The organism is Streptomyces sp. NPDC023838 (assembly GCF_040639555.1).
Taxonomy (GTDB): domain Bacteria; phylum Actinomycetota; class Actinomycetes; order Streptomycetales; family Streptomycetaceae; genus Streptomyces.
In genome coordinates this window covers 134,145-155,237 of record NZ_JBFAAD010000009.1, presented here as the reverse complement: position 1 = coordinate 155,237, position 21,093 = coordinate 134,145, and the positions used below count along the sequence as shown (strand labels likewise).

The 21,093-nt window shown below is 68.8% G+C and carries 19 protein-coding genes; 17 read left to right on the top strand and 2 right to left on the bottom strand.

Annotation, left to right across the window (positions count from 1 at the left end; translation table 11 throughout):
- The first annotated feature begins 128 nt into the window (after positions 1 to 128).
- From AB0G17_RS14495 to AB0G17_RS14455, 9 genes are all read left to right on the top strand, one after another.
- The gene (locus AB0G17_RS14495; protein WP_361380978.1) at positions 129 to 926 is read left to right on the top strand and encodes an enhanced serine sensitivity protein SseB C-terminal domain-containing protein; all 798 of its coding nucleotides are present in this window, start codon (positions 129 to 131) and stop codon (positions 924 to 926) included.
- Between the two features lie 309 nt (positions 927 to 1,235).
- Positions 1,236 to 2,234, top strand: a complete 999-nt coding sequence (locus tag AB0G17_RS14490; protein ID WP_361380975.1) for an ABC transporter permease — start codon at positions 1,236 to 1,238, stop codon at positions 2,232 to 2,234.
- Between the two features lie 66 nt (positions 2,235 to 2,300).
- Positions 2,301 to 4,058, top strand: a complete 1,758-nt coding sequence (locus AB0G17_RS14485) for an ABC transporter substrate-binding protein (protein WP_361380973.1) — start codon at positions 2,301 to 2,303, stop codon at positions 4,056 to 4,058.
- 101 nt (positions 4,059 to 4,159) lie between these two features.
- The gene (locus tag AB0G17_RS14480; RefSeq protein WP_361380970.1) at positions 4,160 to 5,170 is read left to right on the top strand and encodes an ABC transporter permease; all 1,011 of its coding nucleotides are present in this window, start codon (positions 4,160 to 4,162) and stop codon (positions 5,168 to 5,170) included.
- Entirely contained in the window at positions 5,167 to 6,261 is a 1,095-nt protein-coding gene (locus tag AB0G17_RS14475) for an ABC transporter ATP-binding protein (protein WP_361380967.1), read from the top strand. Before AB0G17_RS14480 ends, AB0G17_RS14475 begins: the two co-directional genes overlap by 4 nt.
- A 44-nt stretch (positions 6,262 to 6,305) precedes the next feature.
- Positions 6,306 to 7,661, top strand: coding sequence for a dipeptide ABC transporter ATP-binding protein (locus tag AB0G17_RS14470; RefSeq protein WP_361381188.1), 1,356 nt, complete (start codon positions 6,306 to 6,308; stop codon positions 7,659 to 7,661).
- A 96-nt stretch (positions 7,662 to 7,757) separates the two neighbouring features.
- Positions 7,758 to 9,164 carry a M1 family metallopeptidase gene (locus AB0G17_RS14465; protein WP_361380964.1) on the top strand — a complete coding sequence of 469 codons (1,407 nt, stop codon included), beginning with the start codon at positions 7,758 to 7,760 and terminating at the stop codon, positions 9,162 to 9,164.
- 63 nt (positions 9,165 to 9,227) lie between these two features.
- Positions 9,228 to 9,887 (top strand): trimeric intracellular cation channel family protein, encoded by a 660-nt coding sequence (locus tag AB0G17_RS14460; protein WP_361380961.1) that lies wholly within the window; start codon positions 9,228 to 9,230, stop codon positions 9,885 to 9,887.
- A gap of 87 nt (positions 9,888 to 9,974) precedes the next feature.
- A complete protein-coding gene (locus tag AB0G17_RS14455; protein ID WP_361380958.1) occupies positions 9,975 to 10,820 on the top strand; it encodes a thioesterase family protein in 846 nt (281 codons plus the stop codon).
- 243 nt (positions 10,821 to 11,063) lie between these two features.
- Here the strand turns inward: AB0G17_RS14455 and AB0G17_RS14450 are convergent, their stop codons facing one another.
- Positions 11,064 to 11,711 (bottom strand): TetR family transcriptional regulator, encoded by a 648-nt coding sequence (locus AB0G17_RS14450; protein WP_361380955.1) that lies wholly within the window; start codon positions 11,709 to 11,711, stop codon positions 11,064 to 11,066.
- Positions 11,712 to 11,820: 109 nt separating this feature from the next.
- Here AB0G17_RS14450 and AB0G17_RS14445 point away from each other — a divergent pair, with 109 nt between their 5' ends.
- From AB0G17_RS14445 to AB0G17_RS14410, 8 genes are all read left to right on the top strand, one after another.
- Entirely contained in the window at positions 11,821 to 11,979 is a 159-nt protein-coding gene (locus AB0G17_RS14445) for a hypothetical protein (RefSeq protein WP_358833228.1), read from the top strand.
- 2 nt (positions 11,980 to 11,981) lie between these two features.
- Positions 11,982 to 12,251 carry a DUF4190 domain-containing protein gene (locus tag AB0G17_RS14440; protein ID WP_361380952.1) on the top strand — a complete coding sequence of 90 codons (270 nt, stop codon included), beginning with the start codon at positions 11,982 to 11,984 and terminating at the stop codon, positions 12,249 to 12,251.
- 80 nt (positions 12,252 to 12,331) lie between these two features.
- Positions 12,332 to 13,501 (top strand): cysteine desulfurase family protein, encoded by a 1,170-nt coding sequence (locus AB0G17_RS14435; protein ID WP_361380949.1) that lies wholly within the window; start codon positions 12,332 to 12,334, stop codon positions 13,499 to 13,501.
- A gap of 88 nt (positions 13,502 to 13,589) precedes the next feature.
- Positions 13,590 to 14,717, top strand: a complete 1,128-nt coding sequence (gene mnmA / locus AB0G17_RS14430; protein ID WP_361380946.1) for a tRNA 2-thiouridine(34) synthase MnmA — start codon at positions 13,590 to 13,592, stop codon at positions 14,715 to 14,717.
- 108 nt (positions 14,718 to 14,825) lie between these two features.
- Positions 14,826 to 16,100 carry an ATP-binding protein gene (locus AB0G17_RS14425; protein ID WP_361380943.1) on the top strand — a complete coding sequence of 425 codons (1,275 nt, stop codon included), beginning with the start codon at positions 14,826 to 14,828 and terminating at the stop codon, positions 16,098 to 16,100.
- Positions 16,097 to 16,927, top strand: a complete 831-nt coding sequence (locus AB0G17_RS14420; protein ID WP_361380940.1) for an RloB family protein — start codon at positions 16,097 to 16,099, stop codon at positions 16,925 to 16,927. Before AB0G17_RS14425 ends, AB0G17_RS14420 begins: the two co-directional genes overlap by 4 nt.
- Before the next feature lie 105 nt (positions 16,928 to 17,032).
- The gene (locus tag AB0G17_RS14415; RefSeq protein WP_361380937.1) at positions 17,033 to 19,615 is read left to right on the top strand and encodes a class I SAM-dependent DNA methyltransferase; all 2,583 of its coding nucleotides are present in this window, start codon (positions 17,033 to 17,035) and stop codon (positions 19,613 to 19,615) included.
- Positions 19,608 to 20,846, top strand: a complete 1,239-nt coding sequence (locus AB0G17_RS14410; RefSeq protein WP_361380934.1) for a hypothetical protein — start codon at positions 19,608 to 19,610, stop codon at positions 20,844 to 20,846. The genes AB0G17_RS14415 and AB0G17_RS14410 overlap by 8 nt, the downstream gene beginning before the upstream one ends.
- Before the next feature lie 44 nt (positions 20,847 to 20,890).
- On the opposite strand, the gene AB0G17_RS14405 is transcribed toward AB0G17_RS14410, so the two are convergent.
- Complete coding sequence (locus AB0G17_RS14405; protein WP_361380931.1) at positions 20,891 to 21,088, bottom strand: DUF397 domain-containing protein; 198 nt, start codon at positions 21,086 to 21,088, stop codon at positions 20,891 to 20,893.
- Positions 21,089 to 21,093: the final 5 nt, after the last annotated feature.

Here is a 21,093-nt window from a genome sequence, read left to right as displayed (position 1 = left end):
AAGTCCGCCGCATCCACCGGCCACCCCCCGGCTCCTCCCGCATAAGCTGGTTTCATAATCCGTAGACCCCCGCGGCGGCACGCCTGTGTACCGGCGGCGCGGGGGACCGAAGAGGGGCGGGACCCAGGGTGAGTGCGTCAGGCACCGCGGCGGCCGGGCAGGTCGAGCACATGCTGCGCCAGGTGGCCCCCGGACGCTACGACGCGTACGAGGCGCTGCTGCACGCCCTCGGCGACCCCTCGTCCGGCCGGCTGTGGATGCTGCTCTGGCACGGCCGCCCCGGCGCCCCCGACGCGCAGTACGGGAACATGGAGGTCGACGGGGTGGCGTACGCACCCTGTGTGACCTCCGCGCAGGAGCTCGCCGCCAGTGGCTGGAACCGGGCCCACGAAGTGGTCACCGGCGGTGACATCGCGCGCGCCCTCTACCCCGACCGGTACGGGATCTGGCTCAACCCGCACGCCCCGGGCGGCGGGGTCGGCATCCCCTGGACCGATCTGCGCCGGATCGCCACCGGCCTCGACCGGATGCCCGCGGGCCCGCTGCGGATCACCGAACCGGCCGTGGAGATCCCGCAGTTCTACGCCCTGCTCGCGCAGCACGCGCACCGCACCCCGGCCGTCCGGGCGCTGCGCCGCGCCTGGGTGCAGCCCGCGCTCGGCACCCCGTACCTGGCCATCGGCCTCGACCTCTACGACACCGGGCCGCAGTCCGTGGACGCGGTGCGCGCGATGATGCAGCAGGCGATCGCCGCCGTGCCCGACGGGCTGCCGGTCTCCACGGTGGCCCTCTCCGACGAGTACGACCCGGTCGGCATGTGGCTGCGCGCCAACGGGCGCCCCTTCTACGACCGCGAGGCGCACGCCGCCCCGGCGGCCCCGGCGGGCGGGTACGGCTACCCCCCGGCCGCCCCGCGCGCGTACTGATCCGCCTCCTCGGGCCCAAAAACCACTGCACATAAACGCAGTTGGGCGACATGACCGATCTGGTCGGTTAGTGCCCGACTGGTCCGCTCAGACGATCACGACGTCCGCATAACGGAAGTCATCTGACCGCATCACGTTTAGGCAACCATTCACCGTCAGGTCTGGCGGGTGATCGCAAACGCGTTGAAGACTCCCGGCTAACAAGGGCCGGTTGGCCCGTCGCAGATCACCGCACCACCTGATGGAACAAGCCGCCACAGCGGCTGGTACGGGCCGGCCATCCGCCGGCCAGGAGGGGTCAGAGGCACTGTGACCGCACCGCTCGAGACCACCGGATCGGCTGCCGAGGTGCCGCCGGAGGCAGTACTCACGGGGGCCAAGCAGAGCCAGATCGAGGGCCGTTCACTCGGACAGATCGCTTGGACGCGCTTCAAGCGCGACAAACTCGCGGTCGCCGGTGGCGTCGTCGTCGTCCTGCTCGTCCTGCTCGCCGTTCTCTCCAAGCCCATCCAGTGGGCGTTCGGGCTCGACCCGAACGAGTTCCACCAGGAGCTGATCGACCCGGCCCTGCTGGCACCCAAGGGAGCCTGGGGCGGCATGAGTTGGGAGCACCCGCTGGGTGTCGACCCGCAGTACGGGCGCGACATCCTGTCCCGGATCATCGAGGGCTCCTGGGTGTCGCTGCTCGTCGCGGGCGGCGCCACGCTGCTCTCGGTCGTCATCGGCGTGATCATGGGCGTCACGGCCGGCTTCTACGGCGGCTGGGCGGACACCCTGATCAGCCGCGCGATGGACGTCTTCCTGGCGTTCCCGCTGCTGCTCTTCGCCATCTCGATCTCCGCGTCCCTCCAGGACGGGGCGTTCGGACTGACCGGGCTGCCACTGAGGATCAGCGTGCTGATCTTCGTGATCGGCTTCTTCAGCTGGCCGTACATGGGCCGTATCGTCCGGGCCCAGACGCTCAGCCTGCGCGAACGCGAGTTCGTCGAGGCGGCCAAGAGCCTCGGCGCCCGCGGTCCGTTCATCCTGATCCGGGAGCTGCTGCCGAACCTGGTCGCACCGATCCTGGTCTACGCGACGCTCCTGATCCCCACGAACATCCTGTTCGAGGCAGGCCTCAGCTTCCTCGGCGTCGGCATCTCGCCGCCGCAGGCATCGTGGGGCGGAATGCTCTCCACTGCGACCGACCTCTACGAGGCGGACCCGCAGTACATGATCGTGCCGGGCCTGGCGATCTTCATCACGGTCCTGGCGTTCAACCTGCTGGGCGACGGGCTGCGAGACGCCCTCGACCCGCGAGGCAAGTAAGCACGCGGCACCTGCCAGATACGCATCACATCTGCCGCAACCATCCATAGAGGGGGCATTCCTCAGGTGAAGACGAGAAAAGCGACCGTTCTGATCGCTACCGCCGTGGCGCTGACACTGGGGGCCACCGCGTGCAACGACTCCAAGGACAAGGACAGCAGCGGTAAGGGCGGCAAGTCCGTCACCGACGCCGCGCTTTCCCAGATCGTGAACAAGTCCGACAAGAAGGGGGGCACCGCCACCTACGCCATGTCGGACGTGCCGGACTCCCTGGACCCGGGCAACACGTACTACGGCTGGGTGCAGAACTTCTCCCGCCTGTACGGCCGTACGCTCACCACGTTCAAGCCGGCCGCCGGCAAGGACGGCCTGACCGTGGTCCCGGACCTCGCGGAGTCGCTCGGCAAGCCCAGCGCCGACGCGAAGACCTGGACGTACACCCTGCGCAAGGGCCTGAAGTTCGAGGACGGCACGCCGATCACCTCGAAGGACATCAAGTACGCCGTCGAGCGCTCGAACTTCGCCCCCGAGGCGCTGTCCAACGGCCCGACGTACTTCAAGTCCCACCTGGAGGGTGGCGACAAGTACGAGGGTCCGTACAAGAACAAGGACCCGAAGGGCATCGCGTCCATCGAGACGCCGGACGACAACACCATCGTCTTCAAGCTGAAGGACGCCTTCGCGGACTTCGACTACCTGGCGACCTTCTCGCAGACGGCGCCCGTGCCGCGGGCCAAGGACGGGGGCGCGACCTACGTCCAGCACATCGTCTCCTCAGGCCCGTACAAGTTCGAGTCCTACGAGGAGGGCAAGGGCGCGACCCTCGTCCGCAACACGCAGTGGGACCCGAAGACCGACCCGAACCGCCCGGCCCTGCCGGACAAGATCAGCATCCGGTTCAAGGTCAACGCGGTCACGGTCGACAACGACCTCCTCGCCGACAACCTGACCGTCGACGCGGCCGGCACCGGTGTCTCCCCGCAGACCCAGCCCAAGGTGATCACCAACGCCAAGTACAAGTCGCAGACGGACGGTTCGTACGCCGGCGCGACCTCGTACATCGGTCTGAACGTGAACGTCGCCCCGTTCGACAACATCCACTGCCGCAAGGCCGTCCAGTGGGGCATCGACAAGGCGTCGATCCAGGCCGCCGCGGGTGGCGCGCCCAAGGGTGACGTCGCCTCGACGCTGCTGCCGCCGTCGGTCAACGGCTACGCCAAGTTCAACCTGTACGAGACCCCGGGCGACAAGGGCGACGAGGCCAAGGCCAAGGACGAGCTCAAGCAGTGCGGTCAGCCGAACGGCTTCTCGACCAACCTGACGGCCCGCTCCGACCGTCCCTCCGAGATGGCCATGGCCACCGCGGTCCAGGCGTCGCTGAAGAAGCTCAACATCAACGCCGAGATCAAGTCCTTCCCCGCGGGCAAGTACTTCCAGAACTTCGCCGGCAACCCGCAGTACGTGCACGACCACAAGCTCGGCATGCTCATGACCGCGTGGGGTGCCGACTGGCCGACCGGCTTCGGCTTCCTGGACCAGGTCATCAACGGCGCGGCCATCAAGCCGTCCGGTGGCAACAACGTCCAGGAGCTGAACGACCCGGCGATCAACAAGGCGCTGAACGACGCCATCTCCAACACGGACAAGACCGCCCGTGAGAAGGCCTGGGGCGACATCGACAAGATGGTCGCCGAGAACGCCTCCGCCGTTCCGCTGATCTACCGCAAGAACCTGCTGTTCCGCCCGACGTCCGCGACGAACGTCACGGTCACCCAGGCGTACCTCGGTATGTACGACTACCTGCTGATGGGTTCCTCCAAGTAAAGCGGCTGAGCCCCCGAGTTCTTTGAAAGGCAGGTGAAGGCTCCGGTGCCCGCCGGGTCGGGAAGACCCCCGGCCTGGCGGGCACCGGTTGCCGGACAGCTGTGGCTGCGTACATCATCCGACGCGCTTTCGGCGCGGTGGTCCTGCTGCTGATCGTCAGCGCGGTCACCTTCGCGATTTACTTCCTGGTGCCCCGGCTGGCCGGCCAGACGATGGACCAGTTGGCCGCCCAGTACGTGGGCAAGGACGCCAATGCCGGTGCGATTGCCGCGGTGAAGAAGAACCTCGGGTTCGATCAACCGCTCTACACCCAGTACTGGCACTTCATCAAGCAGATCTTCGTCGGCGCGACCTACCAGTTCGGTCCCGACGCCTCGGTCTGCAACGCCCCCTGCTTCGGCTACTCGTTCAAGAACCACGTCGAGGTCTGGCCGCAGCTGACCGACCGCATCCCGGTCACCTTCTCGCTCGCCATCGGTGCGGCCGTCATCTGGCTGACCTCCGGTGTGGCGGTCGGTGTCGTCTCCGCCCTCAAGCGGGGATCGTTCATGGACCGTTTCTTCATGGCCATCGCCCTCGCCGGCGTGTCCCTCCCGATCTTCTTCACCGGGATGCTGGGCCAGGGACTGTTCACCGTCCAATGGCCCATCTGGTCCGGCGTGCACTATGTGCCGTTCATGGACAATCCGGCCGAGTGGGCCTGGAACCTGCTCATCCCCTGGTGCAGCCTCGCCTTCCTCTACTCCGCGCTCTACGCCCGGCTCACCCGGGCCGGAATGCTGGAGACCATGGGCGAGGACTACATCCGCACCGCCCGCGCCAAGGGCCTGCGGGAGCGGACCGTCATCGGCAAGCACGGCCTGCGCGCCGCGCTCACCCCGATCGTCACCATCTTCGGCATGGACTTCGGTCTGCTGATCGGCGGCGCGGTCATCACCGAGCAGGTCTTCTCCTTCCCGGGCCTCGGCTTCTACGCGGTCGACGGCGTCCGGAACAACGACCTCCCGGTCGTCATGGGCGTGACCCTGGTCGCCGCCTTCTTCATCGTTCTCTGCAATCTGCTGGTGGACCTGGTGTACGCCGCGATCGACCCCAGGGTGAGGCTCTCGTGAGCGACCTGAACAAGACCGGCGCGGCCGTCGGCGAGCCGGTGGCCGAGCGCCCCGCCGACGCCGGAGAGGCCTTTCTCTCCGTACGGGACCTGCGCATCCACTTCGACACCGACGACGGCCTGGTCAAGTCCGTCGACGGGGTCAGCTTCGACATCAAGCCCGGCAAGACCCTCGGCATCGTGGGCGAGTCCGGCTCGGGCAAGTCGGTGACCTCGCTCGGCGTGATGGGGCTGCACCGCAGCGCCAACGCCAAGATCGCCGGCGAGGTGTGGCTGGACGGCGAGGAGCTGATCGGCGCCGACCCCGACCACGTACGGCGGCTGCGCGGCCGGAAGATGGCCATGATCTTCCAGGACCCGCTCTCCGCGATGCACCCGTACTACTCGGTCGGCGCGCAGATCGTGGAGGCCTACCGGGTCCACAACCAGGTCTCCAAGAAGGTCGCCCGCACCCGTGCGATCGAGATGCTCGACCGGGTCGGCATCCCCGAGCCGGGCAAGCGCGTGGACTCCTATCCGCACGAGTTCTCCGGCGGTATGCGCCAGCGCGCGATGATCGCGATGGCGCTGGTCAACAACCCCGAGCTGCTGATCGCGGACGAGCCGACCACCGCCCTGGACGTCACCGTCCAGGCGCAGATCCTGGACCTGATCCGCGATCTGCAGAAGGAGTTCGGCTCCGCCGTCATCATGATCACGCACGACCTGGGCGTGGTCGCCGAGATGGCGGACGACCTCCTGGTGATGTACGGCGGCCGGTGCATCGAGCGCGGCCCGGCGGAGAAGGTCTTCTACGAGCCCCAGCACCCGTACACCTGGGGCCTGCTGGGGTCCATGCCGCGCATCGACCGCGAGGAGACCGACCGGCTGATCCCGGTCAAGGGTCAGCCGCCGTCGCTGATCAACGTGCCGTCCGGCTGCGCCTTCAACCCGCGCTGCCCGTACGCGGACCTCCCCAAGGACAACGTCACGCGCACCGTGCGTCCCGAGCTCAAGCAGTGGGACGACGCCGAAGGGCACTACTCGGCCTGCCACATGTCGCAGGAGGAGCGGGCCCGTATCTGGACCGAAGAGATTGCGCCGAAGCTGTGAGCGACAAGAAGCCCCCTACGGGCACTGAGGGCACCGAGAAGGCGATCCCGGAGCAGTCGGTCGCGTCGCCCGAGCCGCTTCTCAAGGTGGAGGGGCTCGTCAAGCACTTCCCCATCAAGAAGGGCCTGTTCGGGCGGCAGACCGGCGCGGTCAAGGCGGTCGACGGCATCTCCTTCGACGTCCGGGCCGGTGAGACCCTCGGCGTGGTGGGCGAGTCGGGCTGCGGCAAGTCGACGATGGGCCGCCTGATCACCCGGCTGCTCGAACCGACGGGCGGCAAGGTCGAGTTCGAGGGCCACGACATCACGCACATGTCGGCCGGGCGGATGCGTCCGCTCCGCCGCGACATGCAGATGATCTTCCAGGACCCGTACGGCTCGCTCAACCCGCGCCACACCATCGGCGGGATCGTCTCCACCCCCTTCCGGCTCCAGGGCGTCACGCCCGAGGGCGGGGTGAAGAAGGAGGTCCAGCGGCTGATGGCGCTCGTGGGCCTCAACCCCGAGCACTACAACCGCTATCCGCACGAGTTCTCCGGCGGCCAGCGCCAGCGCATCGGCATCGCCCGCGCGCTCGCGCTCAACCCGAAGCTGGTCGTGGCGGACGAGCCGGTCTCCGCGCTCGACGTGTCGATCCAGGCGCAGGTGGTCAACCTCCTCGACGATCTCCAGAGCGAGCTGGGCCTCACGTACGTGATCATCGCCCACGACCTGTCGGTGATCCGGCACGTCTCGGACCGGATCGCGGTGATGTACCTCGGCAAGATCGTGGAGCTCGCCGACCGCAAGTCGCTGTACTCGTCGCCCATGCACCCGTACACCAAGGCGCTGCTTTCGGCCGTGCCGGTGCCGGACCCCAAGCGCAAGGGCGCCAAGAGCGAGCGGATCCTGCTCAAGGGCGATGTTCCCTCGCCCATCTCGCCGCCGAGCGGCTGCCGCTTCCACACCCGGTGCTGGAAGGCGACGGAGATCTGCAAGACGCAGGAGCCGCCGCTGATCGCCCTGAAGACCGGCCACCAGGTGGCCTGCCACCACCCGGAGAACGCGCCGGACCAGGTCCCGGGCGAGGCGGTGCTGCCGGAGGCGCGGGAGGTCGTGTCGATCGCGACGCCGGCCGCGGCGGAGCCGGTGGCGGACGCGGCGGCGGAGCCGGTGGCTGAGGCTGAGGCTGAGGTGGCTGAGGTCGGGGCTTCTGCGGCTGAGGCTTCTGAGGCCGAGGCGAGCACCGAAGCGGCCGAGCCCGAAGCGGCTGAGGCCGAAGAAGCTGAGCCTGAAGCGGCAGAGGCTGGGGCTGGGGCTGAGGCGCCCAAGGCCGCGGCGAAGCCCGAGGCGCCCAAGGCCGCGGCGAAGCCCGAGGCATCCGGACCGGACTCCACGGTTCAGGAGTCAACCGGCAAGTAACGCATGACGGTTCGGCAAAGTCATGTTCACGCCGAAACGGGAGAGTGCAGAGTCTGCGTGTCCGTACGCACGGAAACGCGTTCGAAGGGCAGACTCATGGCACTCTCCCGTTCGGCACGCCGTACCTCACGGCTGCTCGCCCTCGCCACCGCGGCGGCCTCGGCTTTCACCATCGCCGCCGCACCCGGCGGCGGCTCGCCCGGCGCCGCCGGAATCGGCGACCCCTACTTCCCCGACCTCGGCAACGGCGGCTTCGACGCCCTCCACTACGACCTCGGGGTCTCCTACCATCCGGACTCGGGGCGGCTCGACGGGCGTACGACGATCACCGCCCGCGCCACCCAGACCCTCACCAGCTTCGACCTCGACCTCCAGAAGCTCACCGTGGACGCGATACGGGTGAACGGCAGACCTGCCGACTTCACCCGCAACGGTGACGAGATCGTGGTGACGCCCCGTCACAAGCTGCGCAAGGGGCAGGAGTTCGAGGTCACCGTCGTCTACGGCGGGGTGCCGGTCGCGCTCAACGGCCCGATCGTCTTCGGCTCCGACTACGGCTGGATGAAGACCAAGGACGGCGTCTTCGTGGCCTGCGAGCCGAACGCCGCCTCCACCTGGTTCCCCTCCAGCGACCACCCCGCCGACAAGGCCACCTACGACATCCGCATCGACGCTCCCAAGGGCCTGACCGGCGTCTCCAACGGCCGCCTGGTCTCCTCCTACGACCGCGGCGACCGCTCGTACTCCCACTGGCGCGAGACCAGGCCGATGGCGACGTACCTGGCCACCGCGACCATCGGCAAGTTCGACGTGAAGACCGGGAAGACCCCGGCCGGGACGCCGATCTACGTGGCCATCGACCCGGTGCTCAAGGGGCAGAACCAGGTCGACGTGTACGCGGTCACCGCCGAGGCGACCGACTACTGGTCGCAGGTCTTCGGCCCGTACCCGTTCGAGGAGACGGGCGCGATCGTCGACGACATGCCGCAGGCGGGCTTCTCGCTCGAAGTGCAGTCCAAGCCCGCGTACTCGGCGGTGCGCAACGAGACCACGATCGTCCACGAGCTCGCCCACCAGTGGTTCGGCGACTCGGTCTCGGTGGCGCAATGGAAGGACATCTGGCTCAACGAGGGCTTCGCGAGCTACGCGCAGTGGCTGTGGGAGGAGCACAAGGGGCGGGGCACCGCGCACGACCTGGCCCGCGCCTTCTACAACCGGGTCCCGGCCACGGACCCGTTCTGGCAGCGGGAGGTCGCGGACCCGCAGCGCGACACGATGTTCGACGGGGCCGTCTACCGGCGCGGTGCGCTCACCCTCCAGGCGCTGCGCGAGCGCATCGGTGACGGCGCGTTCTTCAAGCTGCTGCCCGCGTGGACCAAGCTGCACCGGTACGGCAACGCGAACACGGCCGAGTTCATCAAGCTGGCCGAGAAGATCTCGGGTCAGCAGCTGGACGACCTCTTCCAGACGTGGATCTACACGACGGGCAAGCCGGCCTGGTAGGCAGGAGAGCGGGAGCACCCGGCACGTTCGAGCGGGGAACACGTATCGGGGTAAGAATGTCGGGTGCTCCATGAACTGTTCACCCCCTCCGTCCAGCATGCGCTCGACCTCGTCGGAATCTTCGTCTTCGCGATCTCCGGCGCGCTGCTCGCCGTACGCAAGAACTTCGACGTGTTCGGCATCGCGGTCCTGGCCGAGGTCACCGCGCTGGGCGGAGGGCTGTTCCGGGATCTGATCATCGGCGCGGTGCCGCCCGCCGCGTTCAGTGATCTCGGCTACTTCATCACGCCGCTGCTCGCCACCGTGCTGGTCTTCTTCCTCCACCCGCAGGTCGAGCGGACCCAGAACGCGGTCAACGTCTTCGATGCGGCGGGCCTCGGCCTGTTCTGCGTCACGGGCACGACGAAGGCGTACGACTACGGGCTCGGCCTCACCTCGTCCGCGACCCTCGGCCTCGCCACGGCGGTCGGCGGCGGCGTCCTGCGCGACGTCCTCGCCAACGAGGTCCCGTCCCTGCTGCGCTGGGACCGCGACCTGTACGCCGTCCCGGCCATCGTGGGCGCCACGATCGTGGCCCTCTGCATCCGCTTCGACACCCTGAACGCGGCGACGAGCGGCGTCGCGATCCTCACCGCGTTCCTCCTGCGCCTGGCGGCCCTCCACTACCACTGGCGCGCCCCGAGGGCATGGAACCGCAGGAGCGCGACGCCGGAGGAGGGGTAGAGCCGGGGGGAGGGGTGGACGCCGGAGCAGGGTGGGGAGAAGCAAAAAAAGCTACCGCTCAGTAACGTGCGGGTGTACCTTTGCCGCATGGCACAGGCAACGATCGGGGACAGCGAGTTCGACCGGGACACCGCCGTCACCCCGCGCGAAGACGAAGACGGCGTCTACGACGCCCACCTCTCGGCAGGGTGGACGATCATCCACGCCGTGAACGGCGGATACCTCCTCGCCCTCCTCGGCCGCACCCTCGGCCGCGCTCTCCCGCACGCCGATCCCTTCAGCGTGACGGCCCACTACCTCACGCCCTCGGCCCCCGGCCCGGCCGTCGTCCGCACCCAGCGCGTCCGCACCGGCCGTACGCTCTCCACCGGCCAGGCCTCGCTCTTCCAGTACGACGAGAGCGGCGCCGAGGTCGAGCGCATCCGCGTCCTCGCCTCCTACGGCGACCTGGACGCGCTCCCGGACGACGTACGCACCACCGCCAAGCCGCCCGCGATTCCCCCGATGGAGCACTGTCTCGGCCCGGCCGACGGCCCCGCCCCGATCCCGGGCAGCTCGGCCATCACCGACCGGCTGATGCTGAAGCTCGACCCGACCACCCTCGGCTGGGCGGTCGGCGCCCCCTCCGGCAAGGGCGAGATGCGCGGCTGGTTCGGCCTGGCCGACGGCCGCGACGCCGACCCGTACTCGCTGCTCCTGGCCGTCGACGCGCTCCCGCCCACCGCGTTCGAGATGGGTCTGACCGGCTGGACCCCCACCGTCGAGCTCACCGTGCACATCCGCTGCCGCCCGGCGCCCGGCCCGCTGCGGGTCTCCATCACCACCCGCAACCTGGCCGGCGGCTTCCTGGAGGAGGACGCCGAGGTCTGGGACAGCGCCGACCGTCTGGTCGCCCAGTCCCGCCAGCTCGCCCGCGCCCTGCGCACGCCGTAGCCCTCGCGGTCAGCTGACGGTGGTCGGTGGTCAGCTGACGGTGGTCGGTGGTCGGTGGTCGGTGGTCGGTGGTCGGCTGTCAGCTGTCAGCTGTCAGCTGTCAGCTGTCAGCTGTCAGCCGTCAGCCGTCAGCCGTCAGCCGTCAGCCGTCAGCCGTCAGCCGTCAGCCGTCAGCCGTCAGCCGTCAGCCGTCAGCCGTTACCCCGTAGCCCTTACGTGTACCCATCCGACGGGCCGCCGCCCTCAGTCCAGCCAGTGGCGGCGGCCCAGCGTGACCAGCCTCAACTGCCGCCGGGCCGTGGCCAGTACGGCCTCCTCGGCCTGACGTGCGGCCGCTTCGTCGCCCTCCGCGCCCGCGCCCGCCTCCAGGATCGCCGAGGCCGTCATCACCATGTGGTCGACGTAGACCCCGGCCAGCATCCGCAGATCCGCCGCGCTCCAGCCCCGCGACTCGGGGTCCGCGCCCAGCGCCTCGGCCACCTCGTCGGCGAACCGCCGCAGCTGGACGCCTATCGCCTCGCGCACCGGGGCCACCCCGCCGTGCCGCTCCCGGGCGATGAAGCGGACGTGCGCCGGGTGCGCCCGTACATGAGAGGCGAGCAGATCGACCGCCCGGTCGATGCGCTCCTCGCTCCCGCCGGTCGTCACGATCGCCGCCCGGATCGTCTCGTGCAGACTCCCGAGCGCCCCCTCGACCAGCGCCACCCCGAGGTCGGCGGTGTCCTTGAAGTGCCGGTAGAACGCGGCGGGGGCGACCCCCACGGCCCGGGTGACCTCGCGAAGCCCCAGGCTGCTGAGGCTCTGGTGCTCCAGCAGCCCGAGTGCCGCGTCCAGGAGGGCCTGACGCGTCTTCTGCTTCTGGGCCTGCCGGATCCCGAGAGTGTGGCTCATGCCACTCAGTAAACAACCGTTCGCTGATTTTGGGAAGGCTAGACTGGGTAGTCAGTGAACAGTCGTACTCCGAAAGCGACTGATCCGATATCGACCAGAAAGGCACGTCATGCTTTTCCTCGTCGCAGCCCTCCTCCTGCTGGGGGTCGTGCTGGGCTCAGCGGCGCACCTTCCGCTCCCGGTCACCCTCGCCGTCGCCGGCGCCATCGGGCTCTGGCTGATCGTCTTCGCCGTACGTGAACGCGTCTCTTCGCACCGGAGGGCCTGACCATGGAACTCGTCCTGAACCGCCGCCGTGTCCGTGACAAGGACGCCGACGGCATGGCCGTCGCCGCCTTCGTCCTCGGTCTGCTCGGCCTGCTGGTCATGAACATCGTGCTCGGCCCAATGGCCATCGTCCTCGCCGGACTGGCCCTGCGGTACCGCACCACCCGGCGCGGCCGCGCCTGGCTCGGACTCGCCCTCGGCGTCGCCGATCTCGCGGTGCTCGCAGGCCTGGTGATGGCCGACGGAACCGTCTCCTGGGGGCTCGGCGCCTGAGCGCCGCCCGCCGGGAGACCCCCTTGCGGGGGGCTCGGCGCCCGAGGCCGGACCGGGTGGCTCGTAGAATCGGGCCCACCATGGCTTACCTCGACCACGCCGCGACCACCCCGATGCTCCCGGAGGCGGTCCAGGCGATGACCGCCCAGCTCACCGCCACCGGCAACGCGTCCTCGCTGCACGCCGCCGGCCGCCGGGCCCGCCGTACCGCCGAGGAGGCCCGCGAGGAGCTCGCCGAGGCACTCGGCGCGCGGCCCAGTGAGGTCGTCTTCACGGCCGGCGGCACCGAGGCCGACAACCTCGCCGTCAAGGGCCTGTACTGGGCCCGCCGCGACGCCGACCCACGCCGGACCCGGGTCCTGGCCAGCCCCGTCGAGCACCACGCGGTGCTCGACGCGGTGCACTGGCTCGCCGAGCACGAGGGCGCGACCGTCGAGTACCTGCCCGTCGACCGGTACGGCCGGGTGCACCCGGACACCCTGCGCGAGGCGATCGCGCGCGACCCCTCCGACGTGGCCCTGGCCACCGTCATGTGGGCCAACAACGAGATCGGCACGGTCCTGCCGGTGGCCGAACTCGCCGCCGTGGCGCGGGAGTTCGACGTCCCGCTGCACGCCGACGCGGTCCAGGCCGTGGGTCAGCTCGACGTCGACTTCGCCGCGTCCGGCCTGGCCGCGATGACGGTCTCGGGCCACAAGATCGGCGGCCCGTACGGCATCGGGGCGCTGCTGCTCGGCCGTGAGTACACCCCCGTGCCCGTGCTGCACGGCGGCGGCCAGGAGCGCCACGTCCGCTCCGGCACGCTGGACGTCCCGGCGATCGCCGCCTTCGCGGTGGCGGGCCGGCTGGCCGCCGAGCGCCGCGCCGACTTCGCCCGCGAGGTCGGAGGCCTGCGCGACCAGCTGGTCGACGCGGTCCGCAAGGCGGTCCCGGAGGCGATCCTCGGCGGCGACCCGGCCCCGGGCGGCCGCCTCCCGGCGAACGCGCACTTCACCTTCCCCGGCTGCGAGGGCGACTCGCTGCTGCTGCTCCTGGACGCCCAGGGCATCGAGTGCTCCACCGGCTCCGCCTGCACGGCGGGCGTGGCCCAGCCCAGCCATGTCCTGCTCGCCACCGGCACCCCGCCCGACCTGGCTCGCGGCACCCTCCGCTTCTCCCTCGGCCACACCTCCACGCAAGCCGACGTCCAGGCGGTCGCCACGGCCATCGGCCCGGCCGTGGAGCGCGCGAGGACAGCCGGGCTGAGCTGACCCCGGCGGGGTGCGGCGCGGCCCGCACCCCGCGCCGGGGATACTCGCGAGCTGTCCGCCCCTCACGCCACGTACCCTTATGGGTGCTATGACGAAGACACCCCCGCGCCCCCTCCGCGTGCTCGCCGCCATGTCCGGCGGCGTCGACTCGGCCGTCGCCGCCGCCCGCGCCGCCGAGGCGGGCCACGACGTCACCGGCGTCCACCTCGCCCTGTCCGCGAACCCGCAGTCCTTCCGCACCGGCGCCCGTGGCTGCTGCACCATCGAGGACTCCCGCGACGCCCGCCGCGCAGCCGATGTCATCGGCATTCCCTTCTATGTCTGGGACCTCGCGGAACGCTTCCGCGAGGACGTCGTCGAGGACTTCGTCGCCGAGTACGAGGCGGGCCGCACCCCCAACCCGTGCCTGCGCTGCAACGAGAAGATCAAGTTCGCCGCGCTGCTCGACAAGGCCCTCGCCCTCGGCTTCGACGCCGTCTGCACCGGCCACTACGCCACGGTCGTCCTCAACGAGGACGGCGGCCGCGAGCTGCACCGCGCCAGCGACATGGCCAAGGACCAGTCGTACGTGCTCGGTGTCCTCGACGAGAAGCAGCTCGCGCACGCGATGTTCCCGCTCGGTGACACCCTCACCACCAAGGACGAGATCCGCGCCGAGGCCGAGCGCCGTGGTCTGGCCGTCGCCAAGAAGCCGGACAGCCACGACATCTGCTTCATCGCCGACGGCGACACCCAGGGCTTCCTGGCCAAGCGCCTGGGCAAGGCCGAGGGCGACATCGTCGACGAGTCCGGCACGAAGGTCGGCAGCCACGAGGGCGCGTACGGCTTCACCATCGGTCAGCGCAAGGGTCTGCGCATCGGCCACCCGGCCGCCGACGGCAAGCCCCGCTACGTCCTGGACATCTCCCCGGTGAACAACACGGTCACCGTCGGTCCCGTCGAGGCCCTGGACGTCACCGGGCTGACCGCGATCAAGCCCCGCTGGTGCGGCGACGCCCCGGCCGGCCCCGGCACGTACACCGCCCAGCTGCGTGCCCACGGCGGCGAGACGACGGTGACGGCGGAGCCGGTGGGCGACGAACTGGTGGTGAGCTTCGCCGAGCCGGTGCGCGGCGTCGCACCGGGCCAGGCGATCGTGCTCTACGACGGCACGCGGGTGGTGGGCTCGGCGACGATCGCGACCACCACACGCCGTACCGAGGCGCTGCTCGGCTGATCAACAGGGCTGGCACCGCCAGCAAGGACGCCATAGGCTACGCAGTGCGGAGTGTCCGCAACGTGCTGTGTACGGCGGGGGTCGCTTCCCCGTCCTGTCGGGAGGTCGATGGTGCTGCTGCGTTTTCGGGTGGCCAATCACCGCTCGATCCGTGACGAGTGTGAACTGTCGCTCATCGCCGCAGAGGCCGCTGACGGCCCGGCCCGCGATGTCGGCGTGCGGTACCAGGACAAGTCGCTATGGGCGATGCCCGTCGTGGGAGTGTTCGGCGCCAACGCCTCGGGGAAGACCAACCTGCTCAGCGCGTTGCGCGACATGCGCTCAGCGGTGCGTTCTTCCTTCGCGGACTGGGCGAAGAACCCGGAAGTGCCACGGCAGCCGTTCAAGCTGGATCCGGCCTGCGCGGAGGAGACGAGCCTCTTCGAGGTGGAGCTCACGTTGGGGCGCAGTCCCGTCCGTTACACCTACGGCTTCGAGCTATCCAACGAGCGGGTGGAAGCCGAGTGGCTGCATGCCTACCCGAACGGAGAGCGCGAGATCTGGTTCGACCGGGAGGCTGACCGGCCCGATGAGGAAGGCGGCGAGTACGTCTTCGAGGGCAAGGGTTTCACCGGGCGGCGTGACCAACTGGTCGAGGTCACAAGGCCCAATGCCTTGTTCCTGTCCACCGGTGCCACTCTCAATGATCCTCAACTCTCAGCGCTGCACCGGTGGTTCCTGGACAACCTGTGGCTGGTGACACCGGGTGCGGACATCGGGGCCAGGACTACCTGGACTCAGGAACTCCTCGCCAAGCCCACACCCAAGAGCGACTATCGGGAACGCATCGTCGAGCTGCTGGCCCTTGCCGATCTGGGCCTCACCGGCATCGACATCCACCCCGAGACGGGTGACATCCGACTGCGCCACCGAGCTGCTGACGGCGGCGAGGTACACCTGGACTTCCTGAGTGAGGAGTCGTTCGGCACGCATGCCTGGTTCGCCTTCCTGGGACCGATGCTCACCGTGCTCGACAAGGGTGCGACGCTGCTCGTGGACGAGCTGGACTCCAGCCTCCACCCGACACTCGCGGCAGAGGTCGTGCGCCTGTTCCAGGACCCGCGATCCAACCCGCGCAACGCCCAACTGATCTTCACCACGCATGACGCCACACTGCTCGGCAGCGCGGTCCTGGACCGGCCGCTCGGTCACGATCAGGTGTGGATCGCGGCGAAGAACAAGTTCGGGGCGAGTGAGCTCTACCCCCTCCTCGCAGCGCACCCGGGTGAAGGGGAAGACCTGGAGCGTGGCTATCTGCGCGGCCGCTTCGGAGGCGTGCCGCGCGTCTCCGCAGGCGAGATCGCCCGCGCGGTGTCCTGGCAGGAGGCGAAGGCGACAGCGTGAACGAGCGGGGCGGGCAGCAGCAGAACCAGGGGTTGAGCAAGGCCGAGAAGCGCAGACTGCGCAGGAGCCAGAAGGGCGAGCAGCGCCCGCCGGCGCCGCCGAGGCTGCCGCCCCGGGAGGAGTCGAAGGAGCAGCGGGTCCTTTACGTCGGTTGTGAGGGCGAAGTCACAGAGCCCCACTACCTCGACTATCTCAACAAACAGTTCGGCGAGGGGGACGGCATACGGCGGCCTTTTCGTATCCAGGCGGTCTCCGCCGCAAACGGTCTGATCCCGTCCCATGTCGTAGCCGCTGTCCGTGCGGCTGCGAAGGAGTACGAAGCGTGGGCCCTCTTCGACAGAGACGACCACCACGAGATTCCCCAGGCACTCAAGGAAGCCGCCGAGTCCAACATCGAGGTCTGCTTCTCGCACCCGTCCTTCGAGCTGTGGTTGCTCCTGCACTTCCAGCCGTTCAGCGGGGCGCGGAGCGGCAAGAACGATGACGTTCTCAAGAAGCTGCGTGCCGCCCACAAGGACTTCAAGAACTTCGACGTACGGAACGACAAGAGCATTCAGGGAAACCGGCGAGCGGCGCTGAACGGCAAGGAGGCGGAGGCAGCCAAGCGCGCCAAGAGCCTCGTCAAGCAGTGCGAGCACGGTTTGTGCAATGCCCGCCCCGACAACGTCGGGATTACACCCGTCGAGCGGGACGCGGCGCCCGAATCGACCATGAAATGGGCCGCGCGTTCCGGTCACGCCGCAACCTGTGAGGTGCTGGACCGTGATCCGTCCACCGATGTGTGGCGGCTACTGGAAAGCCTGGGCATCGTCACGAGCAGCGGCTGATCCGGCCTTGTCCGAATGGCCCGCCCTGCCCGGTTACCGCCAGGACCCGTGTGGCGTCTACCCTGCCGTAGCAATCCTCCTCACTGTCGTACGAAGGACCAGCCCGTGGCCAGAATCACCCTGCCCGAGCTCGAACGGCATCTCTTCTCGGCCGCGGACATTCTTCGCGGCCGGATGGACGCCTCCGAATACCGCGACTACATCTTTGGGATGCTCTTCCTGAAGCGCGCGTCGGACGAGTTCCAGCCCGAGTGGGAGCGGGTGTACGCGCAGGTTCTGGAGAGCACGGGCGACAAGGCGAAGGCCCGCCTCCAGGCCGACGACCCCGACCGGTACACGCGGGTGTTCTACGTCCCGCCGCGCGCCCGCTGGTGGAACGGCCCGCACCCCGACCCCGAGGCACCTGACAGCCCCGCCCCAGGAATCCAGAAGCTGACCAGCAAGGTCGGCCAGGGCCTGGACCAGGCGCTCGTTGCTCTCCAGCAGGGCAACGACCGGCTCACCGGGGTCGCCTCCCACATCACCTTCAACGAGACCGTCGGCACGAAGTCCCGTTTCACCGACGCCGAACTCCGGTCCCTCATCCGCCACTTCAGCCTCTACCGGCTGCGCAACGAGGACTTCGAGTTCCCGGACATGCTGGGTGCGGCGTACGAGTACCTGCTCGGACGGTTCGCGGACTCGGCCGGGCAGAAGGGCGGTGAGTTCTACACGCCGCGCGCGGTGGTCCGGATGATGGTCCGCCTCGTCGACCCGCAGCCGATGCAGTCCGTGTACGACCCGTGCGCCGGCTCCGGCGGCATGCTGATCGCGGCGCGCGAGTACGTCGAGGAGCATGGCGGCAATCCGGACGAGCTGTCCGTCAACGGTCAGGACAAGAACGGCCCGTCCTGGTCCATGGCCAGCATGAACATGGTGCTGCACGGCATCCGGGAGTTCGACCTCCAGCACGGCGACACGCTCACCGAGCCGCTGCACCTCGACCCGGCGAGCAACCGGCTGAGGACGTTCTCCAAGGTTCTCTCCAACCCGCCGTTCTCGCTGAACTACGACGCGGCGGAGGTCCTCGCGGCGGACCAGCGGCACGGCACCCGCATGAAGGTGTGGGCCCCCGAGAGCGGCAAGAAGGCCGACCTCATGTTCGTCCAGCACATGCTGGCCGTACTGGAGCAGCGGGGCATCGCCGCGATCGTTATGCCGCACGGCGTGCTCTTCCGGGGCGGCAAGGAACGCGACATCCGCGAGCGCCTGCTGAACGACGACTGCATCGAAGCGGTCATCGGCCTCGGCCCCAACCTCTTCTACGGCACCGGCATCCCGGCGTGCGTCCTGGTGCTCCGGCGCCCTCACCAGAAGGTGGGGGACCGGGCGAAGAACGTGCTCTTCATCAACGCGGATCGCGATTTCGTCGTGGGCCGCAACCAGAACGAACTCGGCCCCGAGCACGTGGAGAAGATCGTCACGGTCTTCCAGGAATGGCGCCAGGTCCCGGGTTACTCACGCGCAGTCCCGGTAGAGGATTTGCTCGCCGCCGAGTCCAACCTCAACATCCGCCGCTGGGTGGACAATTCACCGCGGACCGAGCCCCAGGACGTACGGGCGCACCTGTACGGCGGCGTACCGAAGTCCGAAGTGGCGGCGAAGGCCGACCTGTTCCGTGCGTACGGAGTGGACGCGTCGGCGCTCTTCACCCAGCGGGACGGCGCCCCGGACTACTACGACTTCCTTGGGGAGGGCCCGGAGGCGACGGCGGAACGCATCCCGGCTCTGGCCGCAGCCAAAGAGGCGAAGCTGCGGAAGGCCTACGAGGGGTGGTGGACCGCACACAGCCCGCTCTTCGCACGTCTCGCGGAGGACCAGCAGCTGATGAAGCTGCGCAGCGGGCTGCTCGACGGTTTCACGCAGACGATCGGTGGGGTCGGTGTACTGGACGAGTACACGACGGCCGGGATCATCGCGGATTGGTGGACCGAGAACCGTTACGACATGAAGGCCCTGGCGGCCGGTGGCTTCGAGCGGGTGATGGACGGCTGGGTGGACTCGGTCGAGGCGATCGTCGACCCCGTGGAGCCGGCCGGGGAATCCGAAAACGCCAAAAAGACCGCGGTCTCGGCCGCCGACCGCCGCCGGGCGATGGACCACCCGGTGGTACGTGCGCTGATCCCCGAGTTCCTGGAGGCAGTGGCGGCGGCGGACGCGGTGGTCGCGGACGCGGACGCGGCGGCGAAGACGGCCCAGGAGAAGCTGGCAGAGGCGAAGCCGACGCCGGTCGCGGACGCCGACGAGGACGACGCCGAGCCCGAGGACTTGGAGGAGCCGATTGCGGAGCCGGTGTCCCCCGAGGCCATCGCGGCGCTGGAGAAGTCCCTGGCCGTCTGCAAGAAGGCACTGACGGCGGCGAAGAAGAAGCGAAAGGTTCTGGACGACCGCTTCCTGCCGGATCTGCGCGCGGCGGCGGAGGTCACGAAGGCGACCCCTGACGGCCCCGAGGCCGTGGTCCTGACGGTCCTGGACGGCGACCTGTCGCGCCGCCTGGAGGGCGCGGTGGCAGCGGGGCGGCGGGAGGTTGTGGCGTCGTTCCGGCGGTGGGCCGAGAAGTACGGGGTGTCGTTGGCTGTGCTGGAGGAGGAGAGCACGGGGGCTGCGGGGGAGCTGGGGGCTTGGGTGAAGGAGCTTGGCTATGCCTGAGATGAGCAGTACGGGTAGGGCCGTTAAGCGCACGCCCCTCGCCAAGTATCTGAGCGGCATCGAGACAGGAAAGAGTCCTGCTGCGGAGAACACCCCGGCCGGTGAGGGCGAATGGGGTGTGCTCAAGGTGAGCGCAGTCCAAGCGGGACGCTTCGAACCGGTCGAAAACAAAGTCGTCCGCGAGGCGGCGCACATCCGTCCAGAGTTCGAGGTGCGCCAAGGCAACCTGCTGATGACGCGGGCCAACACTGAAGCTCTGGTGGGGTTGGCGTGTGTCGTGGCGTCCCCGACCATGCGGCTCATGCTGAGTGACAAGACACTTCGGCTTGTGGTCGATGAGAAGCTGGCTGACCCTTCGTTTGTCGCGCTCAGCTTGTTGCAGCCCGAAACTCGCAGCCAGATTAGGGGACTTGCGACCGGTACGAGTGCTGGCATGAAGAACATCAGTCAGGCGCAGATTCGCAGGCTTGAGGTGCCGGATCTTTCGCTGGCCGAGCAGCGCCAAATCGTCGCCGCGCATGCCGCCTTCGAGCGGCGGATCGGTGCGCTGGAGCGTGTCCATAGCAAGCTGTTGGCAGTGGAAAAGGCTGTCGTCGCCTCGGCAATGGCACGGGCGCCTCGAAAGGTTCCGCTGGGCTCTTGGCTCGAACGCATCGAGACCGGCAAGAGCCCGCTGGCAGAGGACACCCCAGCGGGAGACGGGGAGTGGGGAGTCCTCAAGGTGAGTGCGGTGCAGGCTGGTTGGTTCAACGCGGCCGAGAACAAGGTCATTCGTGACGCCAGTGCCATTCATCCTGAGTACGAAGTGAACTCTGGCGATTTGCTCATGACGCGGGCCAACACGGAAGCGCTGGTGGGGCTGACCTGCATGGCGCAGACACCACCGCCGCGTCTCATGCTGAGTGACAAGACGCTGAGGCTGGTGGTCGATCCCGCAGCTGCGGATGCCAGATTCGTTGAGTTGGCTCTGCTGAGCCCGTCGGTTCGTAGCCAGGTGCGGGCTCGCGCCACGGGGACCAGTGGCAGCATGAAGAACATCAGCCAGGCTGCTGTACGGGGGTTGCTTCTTCCAGACATTGCTGCGGCGCAGCAGCGCGACCTCGTGGAACTGGTACTTGCTACCCGGCAGCGCTCAGATGTCATGAAGCGCCAAATCGCCAAGCTCCGCACCATCCAACAGGGCGTAGTGGAAGACTTGTTGAGCGGCAAGGTACGCGTACCGGCGGAATGACCGGGCGCGGCTCGGCGTCCTGGTGATGGGGCGATGAGCCGCCGTCAGCGTGCCGGAGGTTCGAAGGTGTGGGCCTTCGCGGCCTGCACGAGTGCGCTCCAGATAGCCCGGCTCGTCGTCAGTACGGGCCCTTGTTGCTTGCTGTCGCGGATCGACACGCTGTCCCCAACCGTCGCGACCTCGACGCAGCTGTTGCCGCTGGCCTCTGAGTAGGACGACTTGAGCCACTTCAGCTCGGGCAAGGGAA